This is a genomic window from Larkinella arboricola (assembly GCF_003259745.1).
GTDB lineage: Bacteria > Bacteroidota > Bacteroidia > Cytophagales > Spirosomataceae > Larkinella > Larkinella arboricola.
The window spans coordinates 262,462-284,879 of record NZ_QLMC01000003.1 but is presented as its reverse complement, the minus strand read 5'-3'; the positions used below and the strand labels follow the sequence as shown (position 1 = coordinate 284,879).

The window sequence follows — 22,418 nt, the reverse complement described above, 5'->3', positions numbered from 1 at the left end:
ACAACATCAACGGTTTACGGACATGCTACGCAATTACCTGAAAATCACGCTCCGGACCTTCTGGAAAAACAAACTGTTCAGCGGGCTCAATGTCGTTGGGCTGGGAATTGGCATGGCCGCTGTCTGGCTAATGGCTCTGTATGTGTTTGATGAGTGGAGCTATGACCGGTTTCATGCCCAGGCCGACCGCATTGTTCGGGTTGTACACTACGCCCAGTGGCCGGGCGGCAATCTGAAACTCGCACCGACGTCGGCACCCTACGGACCTGCCCTCAAAAATGAGTATCCGGAAGTGGAAAAAGTCGTTCGGATTCACCCGGAAGGGGGCGGAACGATTACCTTCAACGATAAAAAAATAGAAGCCAGCGATATCTTTTTCGCCGACCCGACGGTATTTGGCGTGTTTAGTCTGCCGTTTCTCTACGGCGATCCGGCTTCGGCCCTGCAAAAACCGCAAACCATCGTTCTGACCCGAAACCTGGCCGAAGCCCTGTTCGGAGACGCCAGCCAGGCCGTCGGTAAAACCGTCGAGTTCAGCAATCATTTCCCTAATACCGTAACGGGCGTTATCGAGGATGTGCCGACCAATTCTCATCTGAGGTTCAGTGCTTTGCGTTCGCTACCGGCTAATTATACCAGTGGCTGGCAGAATTTTGAACTGTATACCTACCTGCTGCTGGCGAAGGGAAGTGATGCCAGAACGCTGGAAGCCAAGCTGCCCGGTTTTTTCCAGAAATACATTCAACCGGAAATGGGCAATGTCGATTATCGAATCGAACTCCAGCCCCTGACCTCGATTCACCTCCACTCGCAACTGGACTACGAGATCGGCCCGAATGGAAATGCGCGCACGGTTTCCATTTTTGCGGGGGTGGCCGTCCTCATTTTACTGATTGCCTGCATCAATTACGTCAATTTATACACGGCCCGCTCGCTGAAACGCACCCGCGAGGTGGGCGTTCGGCAGGCCATCGGGTCGTACCGGTGGCAACTCATCGGACAGTTCCTGACCGAATCGATGCTGATGACGTTTCTCGCGGGGCTGGTGAGCATGGCGCTTGTCACGGCGGCTTTACCTTACTTTAACCAACTGGCCGATAAAGCATTGTCTTTCGATAATTTGCCGGCTACCTGGCTGGCGGTTGTCATCTTCTCGCTACTGATTGGCGCGTTGAGCGGTCTGTATCCCGCCCTGCTGCTGTCGGGTTTTCGGCCCGTTGCTGCCCTACGCGGAATGGTGGGCGACCAGTCGGGTAATTCGCTGTTCCGGCAATCGCTGGTGGTCTTTCAGTTTGTAGCCGCCTTTGCGTTGATTGTCTGTTCAGGTCTGGTCTATCGGCAGATGCGGTTTGTGATGCACAAGGATTTGGGCTTCAACAAGGAGCAGGTGCTTACCTTTCACATCGACAGCCAGGAAGTTCGCCAGCGCGTAACCGCCCTCAAGGAAGCGTTACTCCGCAACCCGTTGATTCAGAGCGTGTCGACCGCCAGCAACCCGATCGGAAACAATAACATTGGCGGTACTGCAATGTTCTTCGAGCAGAATGGTACGATTTCAGCCGGTTCGCAGGTGGTTCAGAAGTTTCTGATCGATGAAGATTATCTCAAAACGCTGGAAATTAAGCTGCTGGCGGGCCGGAATTTCTCCGAATCATTTAAAAGCGATTTGTGGGAAGCGGTCCTGATCAATGAAACGCTGGTCAAACAACTCGGTTGGAAAAAACCAATCGGCAAACGGGTAAAATATTTCATTGATGCCGAAAAAAACACCGCCGAAGCCCGGGTGGTCGGGGTGGTGAAGGATTTTCATATCTATTCGCTTCAACACAAAATTGAGCCGCTGGTGTTGCAAATGCCCGTACCGGCTGACAAAGACAACGTCTACCTGCGGATTCAGCCCGACAAGGTAACGGAAGCTCTAGGTCACATCCGGTCGGTTTACCGAACCTTCGACCCGGCCAGTACGCCGGAATTTCACTTTCTGGACGAAAACTTTTCCCGGCAGTATCAGGCGGAACGCAAACAGGGGCAGATTCTGCTGACATTCACGGTTTTGGCGGTGTTTATTGCCTGTCTGGGCTTGTTTGGACTGGCGGCTTTTGCGGCCGAACAGCGGACCAAGGAAATCGGCGTTCGTAAAGTGCTGGGTGCGTCGGTGGCCAGTATCGTCGCGCTGTTGTCCCGGGATTTTCTGAAGCTGGTTGCTGTCGCCATCGTTCTGGCTACGCCCATTGCCTGGTATGTCATGAGTCAATGGCTGCAAAGCTTTGAATACCGGCTTGATCCGGCCTGGTGGGTGTTTGCGCTGGCGGGGTTGGTGTCCATCTTCGTGGCTTTGCTCACCGTGTGTTTTCAGGGTATCAGGGCGGCTTTGGCCAATCCCGTGAAAAGTTTGCGCAGCGAATAAGGCTTTCACTGGCGTGCGGGCTCTGCATTCGGAATGGGCCGATTGACGCGTCATCTCAATCATTCTCAATTTTAACAAGGAAAAGTCCGGAATTTTTATAATTTTTGTACTACTATACAGTACATTACCGATTTTGTACTCTTTGTAAAGAGTCCGTAGTTAAAAACTAACCCTTATTATGAAACCTCAACTTCTGATGGCTGGCGGGTTGGCCGTAGTAGTTGCGCTTACGCTCTCCTCGTTCCTTGGTGTATTCGAGGATAAGGTGGACTTTAATACCCAAATCAAGCCGCTGCTCAATAAAAACTGCATCGCCTGCCACGGCGGGGTCAAAAAGGCGTCCAATTTCAGTCTGCTCTTTAAACACGAAGCACTCGCTCCGGCCAAATCCGGCAAACCGGCCATTGTTCCGGGCGATGCCGACGCCAGTGAATTTATCCGCCGGTTGACACTTACCGACCACGAAGAACGGATGCCGCTGGAAGCGCCCCCGCTCAAACCCGAAGAAATTGAACTACTCCGGAAATGGATTGATCAGGGAGCCGAATGGGGAGACCATTGGGCATACCAACCCGTTGAAAAACCGGATGTACCACAGATTGGTACGTTCTGGTCGCGGTTGGGTCTGGCCGAAAACGACGAATTAAAGTGGGCTAAAAACGAAATCGACCATTTCATTCTGGATAAACTCAAAGCGGAAAACCTGAAACCGTCACCCGAAGCCGACAAAGCCACGCTGATTCGTCGGGTGTCACTCGATTTAACGGGATTACCGCCAACGGAAAAAGAAGTTGCAGACTTTGTCGCCGACCAATCGCCGGATGCTTACGCTAAGGTGGTGGATCGGTTGCTGGCATCTCCGGCCTATGGCGAACGCTGGACGGGTATGTGGCTGGACCTGGCCCGCTACGCCGACACCAAAGGCTACGAGCGTGACCCGGGGCGCAGCATCTGGCGGTACCGCGACTGGTTGATCAAAGCCTTCAACGAAGACAAACCGTTCGACCAGTTTACCGTCGAACAACTGGCGGGCGACCTGCTGCCCAACCCCACCGACGATCAACTGGTGGCTACGGGTTTTCACCGCAACACGATGACCAACGACGAGGGCGGTACACAGGATGAGGAGTTTCGGGTGGCGGCTGTCATCGACCGGGTAAACACCACCTGGGATGTGTGGCAGGGCACGACGTTCTCGTGCGTGCAGTGCCATAGCCACCCCTACGATCCGTTTGTACACGAAGAATATTACAAATACCTAGCTTTCTTCAACAACACCCGCGATGAGGACGTAACGACCGAAACACCGACGTTGCGGTTTTACAAAAAAGAAGATTCGCTGAAAGTACAGGAACTGAATAGCTGGTTGAAAACCCACCTGAAACAGCCCCGGCAGCTTCAGCAGGTGATGCAGTTTGTCCGGATTACGGAGCCGAAAATCAACTCCCACGATTTTGATGAGTACGTCAATGCCTCGCTACTGGACGCTAAATTTTTCGGGATGCAGGATGCGGGGTCCGGGCGGATTAAAAGCGTCGATCTGACCGGCAAAAACCGGCTGATTATGCAGTGGGGAACCAAGGCGAAAAACGCCGTTCTGACCCTTCATCAGGATAGCCCAACCGGGCCGGTTCTGCTGACAATCCCGACGCCCGCCAATGGCCGCGACACCACCATGATTTTTGCCCTGCCGACGGTTTCCGGACGGCATCATCTCTACTGGACGTTGAGCAGCCCCGAAACGCCGAAAGATTGGGTACAGATCAGATGGGTGTCGTTTCAGCCTGCGTTGCCCGGTCAACCTGCTCACGAACTGGGCGAAATGGACCTGAAACTGGCCCAAATCCTGAACGCCCGGCCCGAAGTAACGCCCATCATGTTTGAAGGAACCGGCGATCTGGCCCGGAAAACCCACGTTTTTGAGCGCGGCAACTGGCTGGTGCAAGGCAAAGAAGTGAAACCCGACGTGCCGAAATCGCTGCCGCCGATGGCGAAGGACTTGCCCAAAAACCGGCTGGGTCTGGCCCGATGGATGGTCAGCCGCGAACAGCCGCTGACGGCGCGGGTGGCTGTCAATCGGTTTTGGGAACAACTGTTCGGTACCGGCATCGTCGAAACCGTTGAGGATGTGGGTACGCAGGGTATTCCGCCGACGCACCGTGAATTGCTGGACTGGCTCTCGGTCGAATTCATGGAAACCGATCACTGGAGTGTGAAAAAACTGCTGAAACGCATGGTGATGTCGGCAACATATCGCCAGCGTTCCGACGTATCGCCGGAATTGCTCGCCAAAGATCCGTTCAACAAATTAATGGCGCGCGGGCCACGGGTTCGGCTGGCGGCCGAGCAGGTGCGCGATCAGGCGCTATCCGTGACGGGCCTGCTGAGCAATAAATTATACGGTCCGAGTGTGATGCCGCCCCAGCCGGACGGTATCTGGCAGTCGCCCTACAGTGGCGAAAGCTGGAAACTGAGCGAGGGTGAAGACCGCTACCGACGGGCCTTGTACACCTACTGGAAACGTACGGCCCCGTATCCGTCCATGATCACCTTCGATAGTCCCAGCCGGGAGTTTTGTCAATTGCGGAGACTGCGGACCAACACGCCCCTTCAGGCACTGGTAACGCTCAACGATCCGGTGTATGTGGAAGCCGCCCAGCGGTTGGCCGAAACCATGAAATTGCGCGGTAAAACCCCCGAACAGCAAATTCAGTCCGGTTTTCGCATGATTATGCTGCGGGATCTGGCACCGAAAAAGCTGGCGGTTCTGGCAAAATTGTACCGCAATACCCAAACCTATTATCAGCAGCATCCCGACGAAGCGAAAAAACTGCTGGCCTGCGAGGAAGCGACGCCCCAACTGGCGGCTCTGACCGTGACGGCCAACACCATGCTGAACCTGGATGAAGTGATTACGAAAGAATAAAACCAATGAACAAATTACTCAGAGAACTTCAGGAAGCGGCTTTGCAGCGCGAAACCCGTCGGCATTTTTTGCACACCTGCTCAACGGGTTTGGGGGCGATGGCCTTGAGTTCAACCCTGGCAGGCTGCGGTTTTTTCGATAAAAAAGAAGAAAAGCAGGCGTTGGGTGCCACCGCTCCCAATGAACCGATGACGCCACGCCCGGCGCAGTTTTCTCCGAAAGCAAAGCGGGTAATTTATATACACATGGCCGGGTCGCCCTCGCAACTGGAGCTGTTTGATTACAAACCGGAACTGATGAAATACCACGGCAAAGACTGTCCGCAGGCGTTGCTGGAAGGCAAAAAGTTCGCGTTTATTCGGGGTGTGCCGAAGATGCTCGGGCCGCAGGGCAAATTTGCGCAGCACGGCCAGTCGGGAGCCTGGATTTCGGATTACCTGCCGCACCTGCAAACCGTGGCTGATGAACTGACGTTCATCAAATCGATGCATACCGACCAGTTCAACCACGCCCCGGCGCAGTTGCTGATGCATACCGGCAACGCGCGGCTGGGTCGCCCGAGCATTGGCTCGTGGGTGACGTACGGGCTGGGGTCGGAAAACGATAATTTGCCGGGATTCATCGTGCTGGCGTCGGGCGGTAAACAGCCGGATGCGGGTAAATCGGTCTGGGGCAGCGGTTTTCTGCCAACGGTGTATCAGGGCGTGCAGTGCCGTACCGACGGCGACCCGGTTCTGTACGTATCCGATCCGAAGGGCATGAACCGCGACATTCGGAAGCAAACCATCGACGCGATCAACGACATCAACCGCCAGCAGTACGAAGAGGTAAAAGACCCGGAAATTCTGACGCGGATTTCGCAGTACGAGATGGCGTTTAAAATGCAAATGTCGGTGCCCGACGCGATGGACATCAAGAGCGAACCCGAATACATTCTGAATGCCTACGGGGTTGATCCGAACAAAGGCTCGTTTGCCCGGAACTGCCTGCTGGCCCGGCGGCTGGTGGAGCGCGGAGTACGGTTTGTCCAGCTTTTCGACTGGGGTTGGGACACGCACGGCACGAGCAAGGACGGTTCGATTGAAACCGGTCTGCGCGACAAATGCAACGAATCCGATCAGGCCGTGACGGCTTTGCTGAAAGACCTGAAACAACGCGGTTTGCTGGACGAAACGCTGGTGGTCTGGGGCGGTGAATTTGGCCGGACACCCATGCAGGAAAACCGCGATGGGCAGACGCTGCCGTTCATGGGCCGCGATCACCACCTGGATGCCTTCACCGTCTGGATGGCGGGGGGCGGGGTCAAACGGGGCTTCAGCTACGGCGAAACTGACGACATTGGTTATTACGCTACTAAAGATAAAGTCCACGTACATGATCTTCAGGCCACGATTCTGCACCTGCTCGGCTTCGACCATACCAAGCTGACCTACCAGTTTCAGGGCCGTCCGTTTCGGTTGACAGACGTTGCCGGAAAGGTGGTCAAACCGGTATTAGCCTAGCTTTACCCGGAGAGAAAAGCCTGGGCAGACTGATTTGCGTATTCACGTCTGCAGGTAGCGAATCAGATTAATTGTGTATTAAATTGGGAAAATATTAGGGTATTCATATTCGAGCTGTATTTTTTCATTCCTAAAAACGTGTATCATTGCGTACATTTTACGTAATGATACACGAATGATGAATCGTAGAAATTTTCTTGGCGCTTCGCTGGGGCTAGGTACCTTCTCCGCCCTTGCACTGAATGCCTGCAATAGTTCCAACTCCAGTTCAAACGCTGAATCGAGCGCCGATTCAACGGCTGCTTCCAGCACGGCCACCGAAGCGACAACCAAAAACGTTGGTCTGCAACTCTATACACTTCGGGATGACATTCAGAAGCAGGGGATTGAAACCATTCTGGCGCAGGTCGGCAAACTGGGATATAAAAAAGTAGAAAACTTTGGGTACACCGACGGGAAATTCTTTGGAAAAACCCCGGCTGAGTATAGCAGCCTTCTAAAAGATAACGGTCTGTTGGCCGTAAGCGGGCATACCTTAACCGCGCGTTCCAAACAGGCGGGGGGCGCAGACGGCCTGACTAAAAACTGGCAGCGGGTGGTCGATGATGCTGCGGCCATCGGTCAGGAATACATCATCATTGCGTATCTGTTTGACGATGAGCGCAAACCGGACGATTATAAACAGTTGGTTGAGTTGCTGTCGAAAGGGCAGGAAACGGCCCGGAAGGCCGGTCTGACGCTGGGCTACCATAACCACGATTTTGAATTCAATGAGCGCGTAGACGGTCAGATGCCGTATGAACTAATCTTGAAGAACACGACCGTTCAGATGGAAATGGACCTCTACTGGATTGCCAGAACGGGCCAGAAACCCGCCGATTATTTTGCCAAATATCCGGGCCGTTTCCCGCTGTGGCACGTTAAGGACATGGCCAATACGCCGGAGAAGGAGTTTGCCGAGGTAGGCACCGGCTCGATTGATTTTGCTGCCATTTTTGATAAAGCCGGGGAAGCGGGTATGAAGCATTATTTCGTAGAGCAGGATATCTGCAAACGCCCCCCGCTCGAAAGCATCAAAATCAGCATTGACAACATCCAGAAAGCAAATTGGGGGTAATCTCCCGAAAACGGATCAGCATAAAGGAAGCCATAAAAAAGCCCGGAAACTGGGTCCGGGCTGCTTTCAATAGAGATGGTAAATGGACGTTTATTGCATGAGCATCCGCGATAACCCTCCAAAAGGCTGCGCGGTACTGGTAGCACTAAAAGACCCGAACGGTATTTTACTACTGATAACGTCTGAAAAATAGTTGTGTAAAAACGCTGGTTATGGCAGGCGCACCTGTCATTGCCGCTAGTATCAGCAATATAGCAAGTGTGACCTATGGGTTAGTGGTAAAGCACGAAGGAAGCCCGCCGATTCAAAGCGTTGCAATACGGTGTTGTTTTAAAAAGAAGTAAATTTGATATAACTGATAATGTCAAAACGCAATCAGGCACGCGTTAACCATCCCAGAATAGCCGGTCCCCAGTAAAAAATCGTAAAATAATAAGTACCGACCAGCAGAAAACCGGTTGCCAGCATGAGCAGAAGACTGGCCCCCAACCGAAGGGCCGAAGAAGCCTGATACTGCCGGGCCCGGATGAACGCTTCGGCCACCAGCAGGTTCGGAATGTAAAAGAAGAAATCCATCACGTGGTCGAAGGGACCGCTGAATGTGCGCGTATGTCCCAGACCGTCGGTCAGCAGCAGCCAGAAACCGTAGTCCATACGGTATAGCCAGGAGCCGATGGCCAGGGCATACAACCGGAGTGCCCAGCGCCGGTGTTTTTCCAGTCGGCCAGCGACCGCATGCCGGTAGGTTTCAATGGCTGAAACAAACATCAGGATACCGTAGAGGCCAAAACCCAGGCTCATGACCGGGCCGCCAATGGTGCCTTTGAGAGCAATGAAGATCAGCCCACCAATGGCTGCCAATAAAGCCGAAAGAACATATAAACGGCCTATCCAGCGGTGCAGGGCCGGAAAACGAACCCGAATGGCTTTAATAAGCTGAATGCTTCCCAGTATCAGAATGATTCCGCCCGTGGCAAAATGCAGACCGATGCCGGTGGTAGCCGTATTGCTTTCGCGCTCGTATAAACCGGGTAAAATCTGATTCCAGCGTTCCATGTTGCCTTCGTACAGGGCGGCTGCGTAGAAAGCCAGAATGTAAAGGCCGAATAAGGCGGCACTGCCCCAGACGGTAGCCACCAGCAAAATCCCCGACCCGTTTAGTGCCTTGCTGCTAAATGTATTCATGGCCGAAGTGGCCTGTTGCGGGATTGCATCCGTAAAAGCTCTGGTCATCGGTATAATTGGAAGGGATCAGTAAATAACTTTTAAGTTATAAAAATTTACAACATTCTCCTTATCAGTACGAAGGCGACAGAAAACCAGACTATGCAAAACAACAACGGGTTACAGCGAAAGTTGTAACCCATTGTTGTTCGTCACTTGATTCGCACGCTGACATAGACATAACTTCGACCTGACCCAAAAGGACTATCGGAAGAATAATCTTAGAAACCTGTCATAATTTCTTGTAAGCAGGATTTGGTACGGGCATATTGGCTTTTACCGCCGAGCGCCATTTTTTCAGGGCATCGGCCAGTTCTTTCGTCTTGTCGGGCAAGGAAGCCGACAGGTCTTTCTGCTCGGAAATGTCCTGTTTCAGATTGTAGAGTTCGAGTTTGCCGGTTTCGTAGAGTTCCACCAGTTTGTAATCACCCCAGCGAATCGCTGCGCCGGGCCGCCCTTCCTGGTTGCTGAAATGCGGGTAGTGCCAGAAAATGGGTCCCCGGTCAACGGGCCGGTCGGGATTCTTCAAAACCCGGTAAAAACTCTGGCCGTCCGGACTGGCGGGCTGACCGCCAAGATTCAGGGCTTCCAGAAAGGTGGGCAGGAAATCCGTGCCGGTGATGTAATTGGCGGTTTCAGTCTGCGCATTAATTTGGCCTTTCCACCAGAAAATCAGCGGAACCCGGATACCGCCTTCGTAGACGTGTCCTTTCCAGGCCCGCAGCGGGGCCAGATTGGTGGGCGTCGGACCGAGTTCGGGTAATCCCAGACCGCCGTTGTCCGACGTGAAAACCACAATAGTATTGTCGAACAGCTTGTGTTTAGCCAGTTGCTCCATCACCCGTCCCACACCATCGTCCATGCTTTCGATCATGGCGGCATAGTTGGGGTTGAACTTTCCGTTTGAGCGTATTGCGTAGGTGTTGAGATAGTACTTGAGCTTATCGGCCCTCGGTACCAGCATGACGTGCGGGGCGGAATAGGTCAGGTACAGAAAAAAGGGCTGGTCTTTGTTCTGGTCGATAAATTCAACGGCATAATCCGTCAGCTTGTCGGTCAGGTAATGCGTGCCCTTGTCTTCAAATGCCGTTTTGCCCCGTGCTGTGATGGTGTAGTTGTAATAATCGAGTCCGTTTCTGGCAATGACGCGGTCGTAGGAAAACCCCTGAGCCGCCGGGGCCGTGGAGTCGGCATTGCCATTGCCCAGATGCCACTTCCCGACTATTCCTGTCTGGTAGCCGTTGCGCTGCACAAGTTCCGCCAGCGTGGTTTCCGAAGGGGCCAGGTATTTGGTCCAGGGAGCGGGCAGCAGGGGCGACGCCGTATCCTTTCGATCTCCGGCGATGAAGTTGGTCAGGTGCAGTCGGGCGGGGTGCTTGCCGGTCAGAATGGCCGCCCGGGAGGGCGAGCAAACCGGACAGGCCGAATATGCCTGAGTAAATCGTAAACCGCCTTTTGCCAGTGCGTCGATGTGGGGCGTTCGGATGTATGGATTGCCGTAACAGCCTAGGTCCGTGTAACCCAGATCGTCGGCCATGATGAAGACGATGTTTGGTTTAGACTTCGTTGATTGGCCGAAAACCGTGTTCCCGATCAACAGGAAAGCAAAAAGTAGGGTGATACGCTGCATCGGTTATTCCGTTTTTTTAGTGTAGCGAACATCCAGCGCGGCCCCGGTATCGCCCTGCTGTTGCATCCATTTTTCCAGTTCCTGCCGGTATTGCTCAATCCGTTTCTGGGCGGTCGGGTGGGTGGCCAGGTTGTTGAGCTCCCACGGATCGGCCTGGGTATCGTAGAACTCGACGGCGGGCCGTTTTACAAACCGTTCGGTAATTTGCCGGGCCTCCGGATCGCTGGCAGCCTGATCGGTCCAGGAAAACCAAACCGAATTGCGGCCCCTTTGCTCGGCATTCATCATAAACCGGTTGTAGTATTCCTGATCGGGGGCGAGGTTCAGAATCAGTTTGTAATGCGTATCGCGGATGCTGCGAATGGGGTAAGGATTTCCTTCCGGAATGTTGTTGTGAATCCCGTACGCATACGTTCGCGCTTTCGGACTTTTGCCGAGCAGCACCGGCAGAAAACTCCTGCCATCAAGTCCGGCGATGGGTTTGCCGCCCGCCAGCTCAATGAGCGTCGGGGTGATGTCTTCGTACTGCACCAGCGCGTCGGTTTCTGTCCGTGGCTTAACGGTTCCGGGCCATTTGACCAGCATTGAACTCTTCTGACCCACATCCCACAGGTTCCACTTGGCACCCGGAAACTGCGCGCCCTGCTCGCCCAGAAACACCACGATAGTGTTTTGGTCCTGTCCGGTTTGCTGCAACAGCCGAGTAATGTCGCCCACCTGATCGTCCAGCCGCCGGACTTCGGCCAGGTATCTGACAAACTGCCGACGCGTAATCGGGGTGTCCACCCAATTGGTTGGCAAAATCAGTTTATCCGCCTTGAACTCCGTGGTGTCGCCGACGGTCCAGGGGGTGTGCGGATTGATGCTCATCACAAACAGGCAGTACGGCCTGGTGTTGCGGGTGATGAATTCCTGAACGCCGTCCAGGCTATACTCGTCCGTCGGAGCCACGCAGTTTGGTTCGAAGCCGTTGACAATCTCGAACGGGAAAACGGTTTTGGGTTTGGTGCTGTGGTCTTTGCCCGTCAGCCCGACGCGGTAACCCAGGTCCGCCAGGTAATGCCCAACGCTTTTCAGTGTATCATAAACCGGCTTGTGGTTCTGAAACGACCCGTGCCGCACGGGATACAGCCCCGTAAACAGCGACGCCCGCGTGGGTACGCACATCGCTTCGGACGTATAGATGTGATTGAATTTCAGCCCATCAGCCGCCAGCGCGTCGATATGGATGGTCTTCAGGTTTTGGCCGCCGTAGCAACTCAACTGCCGACTGTCCAGATCGTCGGCCATGATGATGATGACGTTGGGTCGGGTTGCCGGACGCTGCTGGGTAAAAGCCGTCGTTACAGACAAGAGCAGAAACAGCATTAGAATCGGTTTTTTCATCGCTACTAGGAGTTAGTTGCCAATTGCGTCCAGCAGCGTCTGGGCCGCCCGAACGTCATAGAAATCATTAACCGGATTGGTCGTGGGTGTTTTTGCAATAATCTCTCGGGCTATCGTGGCCACCGGGGCCGCATCTTTGCCGAACGTTTGCAGTGCGTTCAGCGCCTGAAGCCGAACCGGACGACTGGGACTGGTCAGGGCGTTTTTCAGCACCGCCAGCGGTTGTTCTTTCTGGCCCAGTCCGTACAGGGCTTCGGCAGCCGCTATCTGAACGGCTGCTTCCGGGTCTTGCAATAAGGTAAGGAGTGGTTTTTTGGCCTTGGCCGGTTTCAATACCGTGCAGCCCATGGACGCCCAATACCGTACAACCGGGTCGGGGTCGTTCAGGCGGTTGACCAGTTCTTTGGCGTCTGCCGGGTTGCGGGAAGACGCCAGCGTAGCGGTTTCGATCACCCGGTCGGCGTTGTATTTTCCCTGCCGGGCGAAATCGTACAATGGCGTCTGGTTAGCAATTCTGGACAGAATGGCTTCGGGAATAAAGCCCACATCTTTACTCTCGCGGAGCCATTGGTCGTTGGCTTTCCGTAAACGCGCTAATTCGTTGGCATACCGCGGGTCGGTTGCCAGGTTGTGAATGTTGTCCGGGTCGGCGTCTACATCGTAGAGTTCTTCGGCGGGTTTCGGCTGCCAGAAGCGGGATTGGATTTCGTTCAGACGCCCGGCTTTGTATTCAGCTTCCCAGGACCGGATCGAGGGGGCTTTCCAGAGGTATTCCAGGTGCTGACCGTAGGGCTTGTGAGGCAGGTAGTTGCGGGTGTAGCGGTATTTTTTATCCCGCACCGACCGCGACAGGTCAATGGCTTCGTCCATGCGCCCCCGGAAACCGTAGGCATATTGACGTTCCGGCTTCTGCTGGAGGCCCAGAAACGCCTGCCCCTGCATATAATCCGGAATCGGGATACCGGCCAGACTTAGAAGGGTCGGCGCAAAATCCACAAACGTCACGAGCTGATCGGTTTGCGAACCGGCCTGTGCCCTGGCCAGGTGCGCGTATTTTTTCGGCAGATGGATTACCAGCGGTACGTGCAGCCCCGACTCGTACATAAACCGCTTGCTGCGGCCCAGCACCCCGCCGTTGTCGGCGTAGTAAAAAACGATGGTGTTATCGGCCAGACCCGCTTCCCTGAGTTCGGTCAGAAGTTTGCCAAACTGCCGGTCCATTTCCTCCACCTTGTCGTAATACTGCGCCCAGTCGCGTTTAAATTCGGGCGTCGCCGGGTGATAGGGCGGTAGCGGTACTTTTTCCGGATCGTGGTGCAGGGTGGCTGCGGGCTGATGAAGGGCGCTTTCGTGCGACACATTGAGGTTGAACACCGCAAAGAACGGCTGCCCCGGTTTTCGATTTTGGTACGTCGCCGTATTGCTCGATTCGTCCCAGGCATCGGTCTGATCAACGGTGTTGTAATCCTTCTTGGCGTTGTTCGTGGTGTAATACCCCGCTTCCCGCAGGTATTTCGGGAAAAACCTGACAAACGACGGTATCGGGTTCGTGCTGCGCATATGCTCCGTACCCAGCGACGGAGGGTACATCCCCGTAATGAGCGTGTTGCGCGACGGCGCACAAACCGGGGCCGTCGAAAATGCATTTTTGTACAGAATGCTCTCCTTCGCAAACCGGTCAATGTTAGGCGTGGTGGCAAAGGCATTGCCGTAACAGCCGATGAGCGAGGTGTTGTTGTCCTCACTGACAATCCAGAGAATGTTTGGACGGTCGGCGGTCGCTTGGGCGTTGCTCCACAGAACGGGCAGCAGCAACAGCGTACTTAGCAGGGTTTCAATTTTCATAATCAGTCACAGATGGCGACACATTTCGGCTTGCTATTTCCCCCGGACGAAGCCTTTGGTGCCCCGGGTATCCATCGCCCCAGGCAGCGCACCCGTCGGGAAAAGAAAGGTACTGAAATAAACGGGTAACAGGTTGATCGTCTGTTTTAAATTGCGCGGCATGGGGCGATGGCGTGTCATGGGGATGCCGGAGTGGATATAGTCAGCTTCGGCGTCTCTACATCACTTTCAACTCCGGGTTCACGTACAGCGAACCGGGGGTGATGATGGGTTGCGCAGCCGGTTCGGGGTCTTTTATGTCTTCCTTCACCATCGGACCACCGTGCGACAATTCACTGCCTTCTTTCTTCGATTTCAGGATGGGCCACATAAACTGGGCATACCATTCTTCCTGCTGGTAATGCGAAATACCGTAGGATTTCGGGTATTGACGGGTAATCAGGCCCGTACCGAAAATGACGTCCCAGAGAAAAAACATATTACCGAAGTTGCCCTTATAGTGACCTACGCCGTCGTCGGTTGTATCGGCATGGTGCGCGTGGTGAGTGGCCGGAGTCGAGATGAGCCGTTCGAGCACCCAGGCCACCGGATGCAGCCACTTGTGGTCGTAGAACGGTTTGTCCCAGGGAATGCTCGAATGCGCCAGCGTCGTGATGATTGATTTAATCCCCCGAACGAACAGAGCCGGATAGCCAAGTCCCAGATACACCAGAACCGCCGTGAGGTACGTCTGCGAAAAAAACATGGTGTAGATGATGTTCTGCCGACTCGCCATTGCCATGCCCATGTAGGGGGCGGAGTGGTGCGTTCGGTGAAACCGCCAGAGGAACGGCACTTCGTGGTGCAGCCGATGATACCAGTACTGCGTCAGGTCGTCGGCCACGGAAATGATGGCAAAACCCCACCAGAACGGCACCCAGTCGAACGCATCTTGAACGTCGGGCAGCGCAAGCGGCAGGAGTTGCAGGCTGAAATACGTTACTAGCGGCCGGACCACCAGCTTCGGCAGCGTGAAGCAGGCAATGTCCAGTAGCCGCTCGTTTTTGTCCCAGTGCTTGTTGTATAAGCCAAACGAAAACTCTACCATACCGATTAGCAGGACCAGCGTGGGCAGGCCCCAGGTGTTCAGATTCCGGAAAACATCTTCAAAAAAGTTGATCATGGCGTTAACGGGTTTGTGGTTTAACTTTTGTCACGGCGGCTGCCTGGGCCGCTTTTTGCCGGGCCTTTTCCTCCCAGGGCCGTTGTCCGGTCACATAGAACGTGGCAAACATGAGCAGCACCGGCAGGGCGTAGAGCAATACGCTGAGCAGGGCATTCCGAACGATGCGTCGGGCAATTTGGGGTTCCATTTTCATACGAGACGTTGTTTAAGGGTGATTGACCTGGGTGTTCGGGGGCGACGACTTCAGTAACGTTTGCGTCAGATGCAGGCCCCAGAATAAAATAAGGGCCGGGAGAAGCGTGACCAGAATGCCAACGGCAATCTTTTTCGCCAGCAGAATAAGGTCTGATCGGGTCATGAAGGATGAGGTTTGCGGTTAAAAAGCGTGTCAATTACCAGCCCGGATTCTGGGTCAGCAGTGAATTGTTGTCGATTTCCGACTGTGGAATGGGGTAGAGCCGGTTTTTCTCGGTCGCGTTCGTTTTGCCTACTTTGTGCAGGTTTCGCACGAACGTGCTGTTTCCAGCCGCGTCTTTCTGCCGAATCAGGTCAAACCACCGCTGGTACTCGTACACCAGTTCAAGCCGGCGGTCGAGGTAGAGCGAATCCCGGAACTGATCTTTGGTCAGCCCCGGCGTTAGATCGGGCAAACCGGCCCGGTTCCGCACCCGGTTCAGCGATTTATACGCTTTGGCGGTGGGGCCGTGCGCTTCGTTTTCGGCTTCGGCGTGAATCAGCAGCAGATCGGCATAGCGCAGGATGGGTACGTTGGTTCCGGATTCGCTCGTGACGGCCAGCGAGTTGGGGTCCCACCACTTATTGAAGAAGGGCGTTGAGTCGTTTGGAACAGCCGGATTAGCAAACGGCAGCGCGTATTTACGCCCGTTGGTGGGGCTGGTAAAGCTGGTAACGAACGTGGCCCGTTTCCGCTTGTCGGCGGGCTTATACATCTTATAAATGCTGTAAAACCTGTCGGCCCCTTCCGTATAAAATCGTACCATGTGGGCATAATTGCCGGTCAGTCCGGGAATGGCCGATAGAATGGCCCGCGACATTTCGTTGTTCCCCTGGCCCTGCGAGTTGGATTTGAACTGGGCCGAGAAGATGTGTTCCACGCCATTCTCGGTTGCGGGCAAAAATACGTCGGCGTAGTTGCTAAACAGGTTATACCCATAGGTTCCCGTTCCGCCATCGGCGGGCGAAAGGGCTTCCTCGGCCTTTTTGACGGCATCCTGATAATGGGCCACCCGGTTAAGCGGCAACGAGGCTTTGGTCAGGTATACTTTTGCCAGCAGCGCCTTGGCCGCACCAGCCGTGGCCCGACCTACATCCGGGGCACTGTAGGAAGCCGGTAAAACGCTGGCCGCTTCGGTGAGGTCTTTCTCAATCTGCGCATACACGTCCGTTGCGGGCGATTTAGCAACCGCGTAGTCTGACGCCGAAACGGCTTTCTGGTAGTTGGTAATCAGCGGCACGTCACCGTACAGTCGCACGAGGTTGAAGTAATAGAGCGCCCGCAGAAACTTAGCTTCACCCAGCAGACGGTTTTTGAGCGTCTCATCAAAGTCAATAGCCGGTATTTTTTCCAGCGCCACATTGGCTTTTTTGATGGCCGCGTAATGCTGCTGCCAGATTTCGTAGACCCGCAGGTTTGTTGAGGAGTGGGCCAGCACCGACAGCGACCGCACATCGGCGTTGGTCGCGCCCGGCCCCGGATCTTCGTCATCGCTGGCCATGTTCATCCCGGTGTTGAACAGCGTGTTGTACGGCGTCTGAATGGTGCCGCCCGAATTAAGCAGGAAATAAACGGCGTTGACGGCTGTGATGGCGTCGGCCTGCGTTTTGTAATACTGGTCTTCCGACTGAAACGCTTCTGGGCTTTCTTTCAGAAATTCGGAGCAGGAAGCCGCCGTCAGAAAAAGCAGGGCTACGGCGGTATATTGTAATAATTTCATTGTCAGTTCTTTAAATTCCTTGATTAGAAGGTCAGGGAAATCCCGGCCTGATACGATTTGCTGTTGGGGTACACGCCCGAATCCACGCCCTTGTTGATCAGCGACTGACCGTTCAGGCTCACTTCCGGATCGTAGCCGGTATATCGGGTCCAGGTCACGGCATTCTGCGACGAGACGTAAAGGCGCAGGTTAGTAATCCGGGCTTTGGCCAGAACGCTCCTGGGAATCGAGTAGCCCAGCGAGAGATTCTTCAGCCGCACATAGCTGCCGTCTTCGATGAAGCGATCCGAGATGGTGATGGCCGGGTCCTGATAAGCCGCTTTCACGTCCATGTTTGGGTTGGCGGGCGTCCAGCGGTTCAGCAGATTGCGCGATGCGTTGGTGTAGCCGGTGCCCAGTTCAAGGTTGGCGCGGTTCTCGTTGTAGATTTTACCGCCGAACGTCCCCTGAAAGAAAACCGTCAGGTCAAAGCCTTTGTAGCTGAAGGTGTTGGTAAGACCCGCCGTAAAACCCGGCTGATTGGCAATGACCACCCGATCACCGGCCTGGGTAATGACGCCGTCGCCGTTGATGTCTTTGTATTTCTGGCCACCCGGACTTTTGTTCGCCTGGGGCGTCAGGGCCGCATCGCCGTTCTGGATAACACCATCGGTCTGGTACACAATAAACGATCCGAGCGGATAACCAACTTTAGCAATGGAAGCCTGCGAAATGTTCGGAATGATCTGGTCAACACCGTCGCCGAGGCTCAGGATTTTATTCATGTTTCTGGAATACACCAGAATGGTGTTCCATTTGAAGTCGCCCGTCAGGTTGCGGGAGTTTATATATAGTTCAATGCCTTTGTTGGAAACCGCGCCAATGTTCTGGTAAACCGTAGACGCCTGCCCGCCGTAGAAGTTCGACAAACCGGACGTACCGGGAACCGTGCGCGACAGCAGCAGATCGGTGGTTTTTTTGTAGTAGTAATCGGCCACCAGTTGAATCCGGTTATTCAGCAGCCCCACATCAACCCCGCCGTCGATCTGGAAGGTTTTCTCCCATCCCAAATTGGGGTTCGGAACGGTATTCGGAGCAAAACCGGAAACGGTGGTGTTCGAGAAGTTGTACCGGAAATAAGCGAGTTGCGACAGTGACTGGTACGGCGGAATGCTCTGGTTGCCCGTCAGCCCGGCGCTCAACCGGACTTTCAGCAGACTAACGTGCTGGAAATTTTTGAAAAACGATTCGTTGTTGACGTTCCAGCCGAAAGCCGCCGACGGGAAATAGCCCCATTTGTTGCCTTCCCCAAACCGCGAAGAACCGTCGGCCCGAAGGGTCAGCGTCAGCAAATACCGGTCGTCGTAGGCGTAGTTGACGCGGCCCAGGTACGAAGCCAGCGCCCACTGGGTGGCGAATGAACCGGGTGTTCGGTTGGTGATTCCGGTGCCCAGGTTGTTGTACGAAAACGCATCCGTGGCAAAACCGGCGGCTTCGGCCACGGCCCCTTTTGAGTTGGACTGCTGGGCCGTAAAACCGACGACGGCATCAATCTTGTTTTTCGAGTCAATCTCCCGCGTATAGCTTAATGTGTTTTCATTCAGCCAGTTGGTTGTAAATGCCGAACCGACCAGCGCATTGCCCTGTAAGTTTTGTCCTTCGGCGGTGGAGATGGGCAGGTACCGGTTTTGCTTGTTATCGACCACATCCGCACCGAATAGCACCTTGGCAATTAAACCGTCGGTGATGGTGTATTCGGCCGAGATGTTGCCCAGAAAGCGGTTCGTGCGGGTTTCGTTCAACTGGTTGTAGAGCGAGTTGATCGGGTTTTGCAGACTGGATTCAAATGGGCTGTTGACCACAAACGAACCATCTTCCCGGTAGATGGGCAGGGCAGGCGGGGTTAGCAGCAGGTTCCCGACAATGGCCGCCGGGGCCACATCCGCCTGGCTCGTACTCCCGGTAATGTTGGCGCTCAGGCGGAGTTTTTTACTGTACTCGTGGATGATGTTGATGCGGGCCGAAAACCGGTTGAAGCCGGTATTTTGCAAAATGCCCTGCTGGTTGAAGTAATTGCCAGAAAGCGCCAGTTTGGTTTTGTCGGAACCCGACAGGATGGAAAGGCTGTGGCTCTGGATCGGGGCCTTCCGGAACGCGGCCGCCTGCCAGTCCGTGCCAACTCCACTGGTGTCGAGGGAGTACCCGATGGTAGACGGAATCGTTACGCTCTTGCCGGAGTTGCGGGCCGCATCCTTGCGCAGTTGCCACCATTCCCCGGCATTGAGTACCGGCACCGTCCGGATAACGCTCTGAACACCGTAATAACCGTCGTAGGTAATGGACGACTTGCCTTTGGACGCATTTTTGGTGGTGATGATCACCACTCCGTTGGCACCCCGCGAACCGTAGATGGCCGTCGCAGAAGCATCTTTCAGGACATCCATGCTTTCAATATCGGCGGTGTTGATGGTCGACATGGGGTTGATTTTCGAACCGTTGGTAACGCCCGCATCGTTGAGTGAGTAGTCGTTGTTAATCGGAAAACCGTCGATGACATAGAGCGGATCGCTGCCCGCCGTGATGGAGTTGTTGCCCCGGATCTGGACACTGACGCCCCCGCCCGGCTGCCCGGAAGTCTGGGTAACAACGGCTCCGGCGACGGCTCCCTGCAAAAGCCGTTCGGCCGACGCCACCGGTTGCATTTTTACCTCCGCCGGAATGGAGGCAATGGAACCGGTAATATCACTCCGCTTCTGGGTGCCGTATCCAACAACGACCAGTTCGCTGAGTTGGTTGACGCTTTCAACCAGTTGAATGTCAATGGTATTCGTAGCCGCAACGACCTCCTGGGGGATATATCCGATGTAGTTGACAATCAGTACGAAAGGGAGGTTCTGGCCGGTTTTGAGGGCAAATTTCCCGTTGGCGTCGGTGATGGCACCGTTGGTTGTTCCTTTGATTTGAACCGACGCGCCGGGAAGTGGCTCTTTGGTTCTGGAATCAATGATGTTGCCGGAGAGCGTGGCATTGATGATGGGGCCGGTATCCTGGGCCGAAAGCCTGAAAGCGTGGAGCAAAAAGCCCAGCCCAAGTAAGAAAAATAAACTTTTTTTCATTGTTTTGTACTGGTTAAATAGAAAATAGGGTATTGGGACAGTCGTTGAAGCGACTGCCTGAATCATTTGCCAAAGTGAGCCTTGTTTTTAACCAGCCAGTCCTGTTGCCGCAGGACTGGCTTTTTTATGGCGTTCGAGTGAGAGTTACGTTTCTGTTTTTATTTTCATTAAATCTATAGGTTATATATAATATACGGAGCGGTAGCCGGTATGCACGATGAAAAGAATGTTCTGCTCTCTTTTTGAAAACCGGACGTATAAGAGTAAGACCCTTTACGGCAGGCCGTTAATTTCCTTAAAAAGGAATTGACAAGTGGGAAAGCAGGAAAAGGGTCAGCGAACGATGTGTTACAGAAATAAGCAAACGGCTAGCAACAACAGCAGCTGTCTGTAGACCATACGGATAAGAACTTGCCAGAGGGAGAGACCATCCCATCAACGGGTTGCGTAGCGGATGCCTGAACGGTAAACCTGTTTTTCATTTTTGTAAAATGAAAGGTTAAACATAGCCGACCCGCCTGGAGTGAGCGCGTCGGTGTTGTGTGACAACTTAGTCTACTAAGTCACGCGACAAAGTAATGTAAAGCAGATTCGAAATGCAAGATTTTTCTTCATTTATTAAAAACCAGGAAGATCAGGGCGTTATAGATTGGACTTTTGGGAGATGTAAGAAGGGGTCTGTGTAGTCCGGTTGAGCGTTGCTTTACGGGGTTACTTATCTCGGTTTACTAAATAGGATTTATGCAGAATACCCCACTTTCGGAGCGACTCAATTACGTCATCCAGGGATTTGCTATGGGGTGTCAGGGAATACGTCACCTTAACGGGGAAGGTTTCTTCCACGGTTCGTTTGACTAACCCATTGGTAACCAGGTCCTGCAATTCTTTAGAAAGCATGCGGTCGGTAATACCGTCAATCTCTTTCGCAATTTCGCTAAACCGTTTTTCGCCAAAGGTGAGGGCTACGATGATCGGGAGTTTCCATTTCCCGTTTAAAATATCCAGCGCGTCGCGGATAGGCCGCAGCGTTCCTTTGCACGCTGATTCTGAATGTTCTGGTTCAATGGCTGTATTTTCCATAAGGCTTACTGTACTATCATAGAGGATAGTGCTATCAGGAAGTATAGTGCTTACAAATGTATAGTAAATAAGGATACATTTGTTTCGTAAAGACAACGATGTTCTGCTTCAGCGGATTACCGTTGAAATTTGCTAAATAAATACTAAGATTATGGAAACACAACTGATTGCAAAACCGGAGACAGTTCTGAAAAGAACACTATCCGTCGTCCATACACCACCCGCCCAAACCGGTTTTCTGGGACCTGATCATACGGCCCGGGCGGTCATTCAAACCGACTTTTCGCAGAGCGATCCGTTCATTTTGCTGATGGACGATGTACTTGATAAAAAAAGCGATGAACCCGTGGGCGGTCCGCACCCGCACGCGGGTTTTGAAACCGTCTCGCTGTTGCTGGAAGGAGAAATCGGTGATTCGGCCCACCAAATGCAAGCGGGCGACTTTCAGATCATGACGGCCGGAAGCGGTATTGTCCACTCGGAAACCACTGAGAAGAAAGCAAAAATGAGGCTCTTGCAGATGTGGCTGAATCTGCCGAAGAAAGATCGTTGGACTAGCCCACGGGTACAGGACCTCCCGCTGGCGCACGTTCCTACGGTATCGCGGGAAGGACTTACCATCCGGCTTTACAGCGGTTCGCTGGCCGGAATCACATCGCCCATACAAAATTATGTGCCGCTTATTGTTGCCGACATTCACCTGCAACCCGGCATCAGCACGACCCAACAGCTTCCGGGGGCTTACAACGCCTTTTTGTACGTACTTGAAGGAAGCGTTGCCATCGGTGACGATCAGGCCGTTCTACAACTCAATCAGGTGGGCTGGCTGAACCGGTTTGCGGGCAATGCGACCAGTGACCTGCATTTAACGGCGGGTGAGTCTGGCGGGCGGGTTGTGCTTTATGCTGCTTTGCCGCAAAACGATCCGATTGTTTCGCACGGTCCGTTCATTGCCGATACCGCCGAGGAAATCAGAGAACTGTATCGGGTGTTTCGGCACGGTAAAATGAACCATGTATCCACGCTGCCCGAAGCTCAGCGACTACTCTACTGATTGCTGTCGATTAACCCCTCAGAACCTGCAAT

Annotated in this window: 16 protein-coding genes; 5 read left to right on the top strand and 11 right to left on the bottom strand. The window is 53.8% G+C overall.

The annotated features are described in order from the left end of the window. The first annotated feature begins 22 nt into the window (after positions 1-22). The 4 genes from LX87_RS12585 to LX87_RS12570 all read left to right on the top strand — a co-directional run bounded on the left by LX87_RS12585 (position 23) and on the right by LX87_RS12570 (position 7,952). The gene (locus tag LX87_RS12585; protein WP_111628596.1) at positions 23-2,407 is read left to right on the top strand and encodes an ABC transporter permease; all 2,385 of its coding nucleotides are present in this window, start codon (positions 23-25) and stop codon (positions 2,405-2,407) included. Positions 2,408-2,585: 178 nt separating this feature from the next. Then, positions 2,586-5,333: a DUF1553 domain-containing protein gene (locus LX87_RS12580; protein ID WP_111628595.1), complete on the top strand. Its 2,748-nt coding sequence runs from the start codon at positions 2,586-2,588 to the stop codon at positions 5,331-5,333. A gap of 5 nt (positions 5,334-5,338) precedes the next feature. After that, the gene (locus LX87_RS12575) at positions 5,339-6,835 is read left to right on the top strand and encodes a DUF1501 domain-containing protein (RefSeq protein ID WP_111628594.1); all 1,497 of its coding nucleotides are present in this window, start codon (positions 5,339-5,341) and stop codon (positions 6,833-6,835) included. A gap of 175 nt (positions 6,836-7,010) precedes the next feature. After that, complete coding sequence (locus LX87_RS12570; RefSeq protein WP_229310645.1) at positions 7,011-7,952, top strand: sugar phosphate isomerase/epimerase family protein; 942 nt, start codon at positions 7,011-7,013, stop codon at positions 7,950-7,952. Positions 7,953-8,327: 375 nt separating this feature from the next. On the opposite strand, the gene LX87_RS12565 is transcribed toward LX87_RS12570, so the two are convergent. The 11 genes from LX87_RS12565 to LX87_RS12525 all read right to left on the bottom strand — a co-directional run bounded on the left by LX87_RS12565 (position 8,328) and on the right by LX87_RS12525 (position 21,332). Beyond that, entirely contained in the window at positions 8,328-9,185 is an 858-nt protein-coding gene (locus tag LX87_RS12565) for a DUF2306 domain-containing protein (RefSeq protein WP_111628593.1), read from the bottom strand. 223 nt (positions 9,186-9,408) lie between these two features. Then, positions 9,409-10,806: a sulfatase gene (locus tag LX87_RS12560; protein ID WP_111628592.1), complete on the bottom strand. Its 1,398-nt coding sequence runs from the start codon at positions 10,804-10,806 to the stop codon at positions 9,409-9,411. A gap of 3 nt (positions 10,807-10,809) precedes the next feature. Next, on the bottom strand, positions 10,810-12,192 hold the full coding sequence (locus LX87_RS12555) for a sulfatase family protein (protein WP_111628591.1): 1,383 nt from the start codon (positions 12,190-12,192) through the stop codon (positions 10,810-10,812). Between the two features lie 12 nt (positions 12,193-12,204). After that, the gene (locus LX87_RS12550; RefSeq protein WP_111628590.1) at positions 12,205-14,037 is read right to left on the bottom strand and encodes a sulfatase-like hydrolase/transferase; all 1,833 of its coding nucleotides are present in this window, start codon (positions 14,035-14,037) and stop codon (positions 12,205-12,207) included. 33 nt (positions 14,038-14,070) lie between these two features. After that, positions 14,071-14,217, bottom strand: a complete 147-nt coding sequence (locus tag LX87_RS28805) for a hypothetical protein (protein WP_170139360.1) — start codon at positions 14,215-14,217, stop codon at positions 14,071-14,073. A gap of 37 nt (positions 14,218-14,254) precedes the next feature. Beyond that, positions 14,255-15,199: a sterol desaturase family protein gene (locus LX87_RS12545; protein ID WP_111628589.1), complete on the bottom strand. Its 945-nt coding sequence runs from the start codon at positions 15,197-15,199 to the stop codon at positions 14,255-14,257. A 4-nt stretch (positions 15,200-15,203) separates the two neighbouring features. Then, positions 15,204-15,395: a hypothetical protein gene (locus LX87_RS12540; RefSeq protein WP_111628588.1), complete on the bottom strand. Its 192-nt coding sequence runs from the start codon at positions 15,393-15,395 to the stop codon at positions 15,204-15,206. Positions 15,396-15,407: 12 nt separating this feature from the next. After that, positions 15,408-15,560 (bottom strand): hypothetical protein, encoded by a 153-nt coding sequence (locus LX87_RS28800; protein WP_170139359.1) that lies wholly within the window; start codon positions 15,558-15,560, stop codon positions 15,408-15,410. Positions 15,561-15,594: 34 nt separating this feature from the next. Beyond that, positions 15,595-17,157 carry a RagB/SusD family nutrient uptake outer membrane protein gene (locus LX87_RS12535; RefSeq protein WP_111628587.1) on the bottom strand — a complete coding sequence of 521 codons (1,563 nt, stop codon included), beginning with the start codon at positions 17,155-17,157 and terminating at the stop codon, positions 15,595-15,597. Positions 17,158-17,180: 23 nt separating this feature from the next. Continuing rightward, on the bottom strand, positions 17,181-20,252 hold the full coding sequence (locus LX87_RS12530; protein WP_111628586.1) for a SusC/RagA family TonB-linked outer membrane protein: 3,072 nt from the start codon (positions 20,250-20,252) through the stop codon (positions 17,181-17,183). 711 nt (positions 20,253-20,963) lie between these two features. Beyond that, entirely contained in the window at positions 20,964-21,332 is a 369-nt protein-coding gene (locus tag LX87_RS12525) for a winged helix-turn-helix transcriptional regulator (protein ID WP_111628585.1), read from the bottom strand. Between the two features lie 151 nt (positions 21,333-21,483). Between LX87_RS12525 and LX87_RS12520 the strand changes: the two genes are divergently transcribed. Then, complete coding sequence (locus tag LX87_RS12520) at positions 21,484-22,386, top strand: pirin family protein (RefSeq protein WP_111628584.1); 903 nt, start codon at positions 21,484-21,486, stop codon at positions 22,384-22,386. Positions 22,387-22,418: the final 32 nt, after the last annotated feature.

Bases quoted from the DNA above. Each gene is read 5' to 3' on its own strand.
- LX87_RS12585 (WP_111628596.1), top strand. From the start codon at position 23: ATGCTACGCAATTACCTGAAAATCACGCTCCGGACCTTCTGGAAAAAC.
- LX87_RS12580 (WP_111628595.1), top strand. From the start codon at position 2,586: ATGAAACCTCAACTTCTGATGGCTGGCGGGTTGGCCGTAGTAGTTGCG.
- LX87_RS12575 (WP_111628594.1), top strand. From the start codon at position 5,339: ATGAACAAATTACTCAGAGAACTTCAGGAAGCGGCTTTGCAGCGCGAA.
- LX87_RS12570 (WP_229310645.1), top strand. From the start codon at position 7,011: ATGATGAATCGTAGAAATTTTCTTGGCGCTTCGCTGGGGCTAGGTACC.
- LX87_RS12565 (WP_111628593.1), bottom strand. From the start codon at position 9,185: ATGACCAGAGCTTTTACGGATGCAATCCCGCAACAGGCCACTTCGGCC.
- LX87_RS12560 (WP_111628592.1), bottom strand. From the start codon at position 10,806: ATGCAGCGTATCACCCTACTTTTTGCTTTCCTGTTGATCGGGAACACG.
- LX87_RS12555 (WP_111628591.1), bottom strand. From the start codon at position 12,192: ATGAAAAAACCGATTCTAATGCTGTTTCTGCTCTTGTCTGTAACGACG.
- LX87_RS12550 (WP_111628590.1), bottom strand. From the start codon at position 14,037: ATGAAAATTGAAACCCTGCTAAGTACGCTGTTGCTGCTGCCCGTTCTG.
- LX87_RS28805 (WP_170139360.1), bottom strand. From the start codon at position 14,217: ATGACACGCCATCGCCCCATGCCGCGCAATTTAAAACAGACGATCAAC.
- LX87_RS12545 (WP_111628589.1), bottom strand. From the start codon at position 15,199: ATGATCAACTTTTTTGAAGATGTTTTCCGGAATCTGAACACCTGGGGC.
- LX87_RS12540 (WP_111628588.1), bottom strand. From the start codon at position 15,395: ATGAAAATGGAACCCCAAATTGCCCGACGCATCGTTCGGAATGCCCTG.
- LX87_RS28800 (WP_170139359.1), bottom strand. From the start codon at position 15,560: ATGACCCGATCAGACCTTATTCTGCTGGCGAAAAAGATTGCCGTTGGC.
- LX87_RS12535 (WP_111628587.1), bottom strand. From the start codon at position 17,157: ATGAAATTATTACAATATACCGCCGTAGCCCTGCTTTTTCTGACGGCG.
- LX87_RS12530 (WP_111628586.1), bottom strand. From the start codon at position 20,252: ATGAAAAAAAGTTTATTTTTCTTACTTGGGCTGGGCTTTTTGCTCCAC.
- LX87_RS12525 (WP_111628585.1), bottom strand. From the start codon at position 21,332: ATGGAAAATACAGCCATTGAACCAGAACATTCAGAATCAGCGTGCAAA.
- LX87_RS12520 (WP_111628584.1), top strand. From the start codon at position 21,484: ATGGAAACACAACTGATTGCAAAACCGGAGACAGTTCTGAAAAGAACA.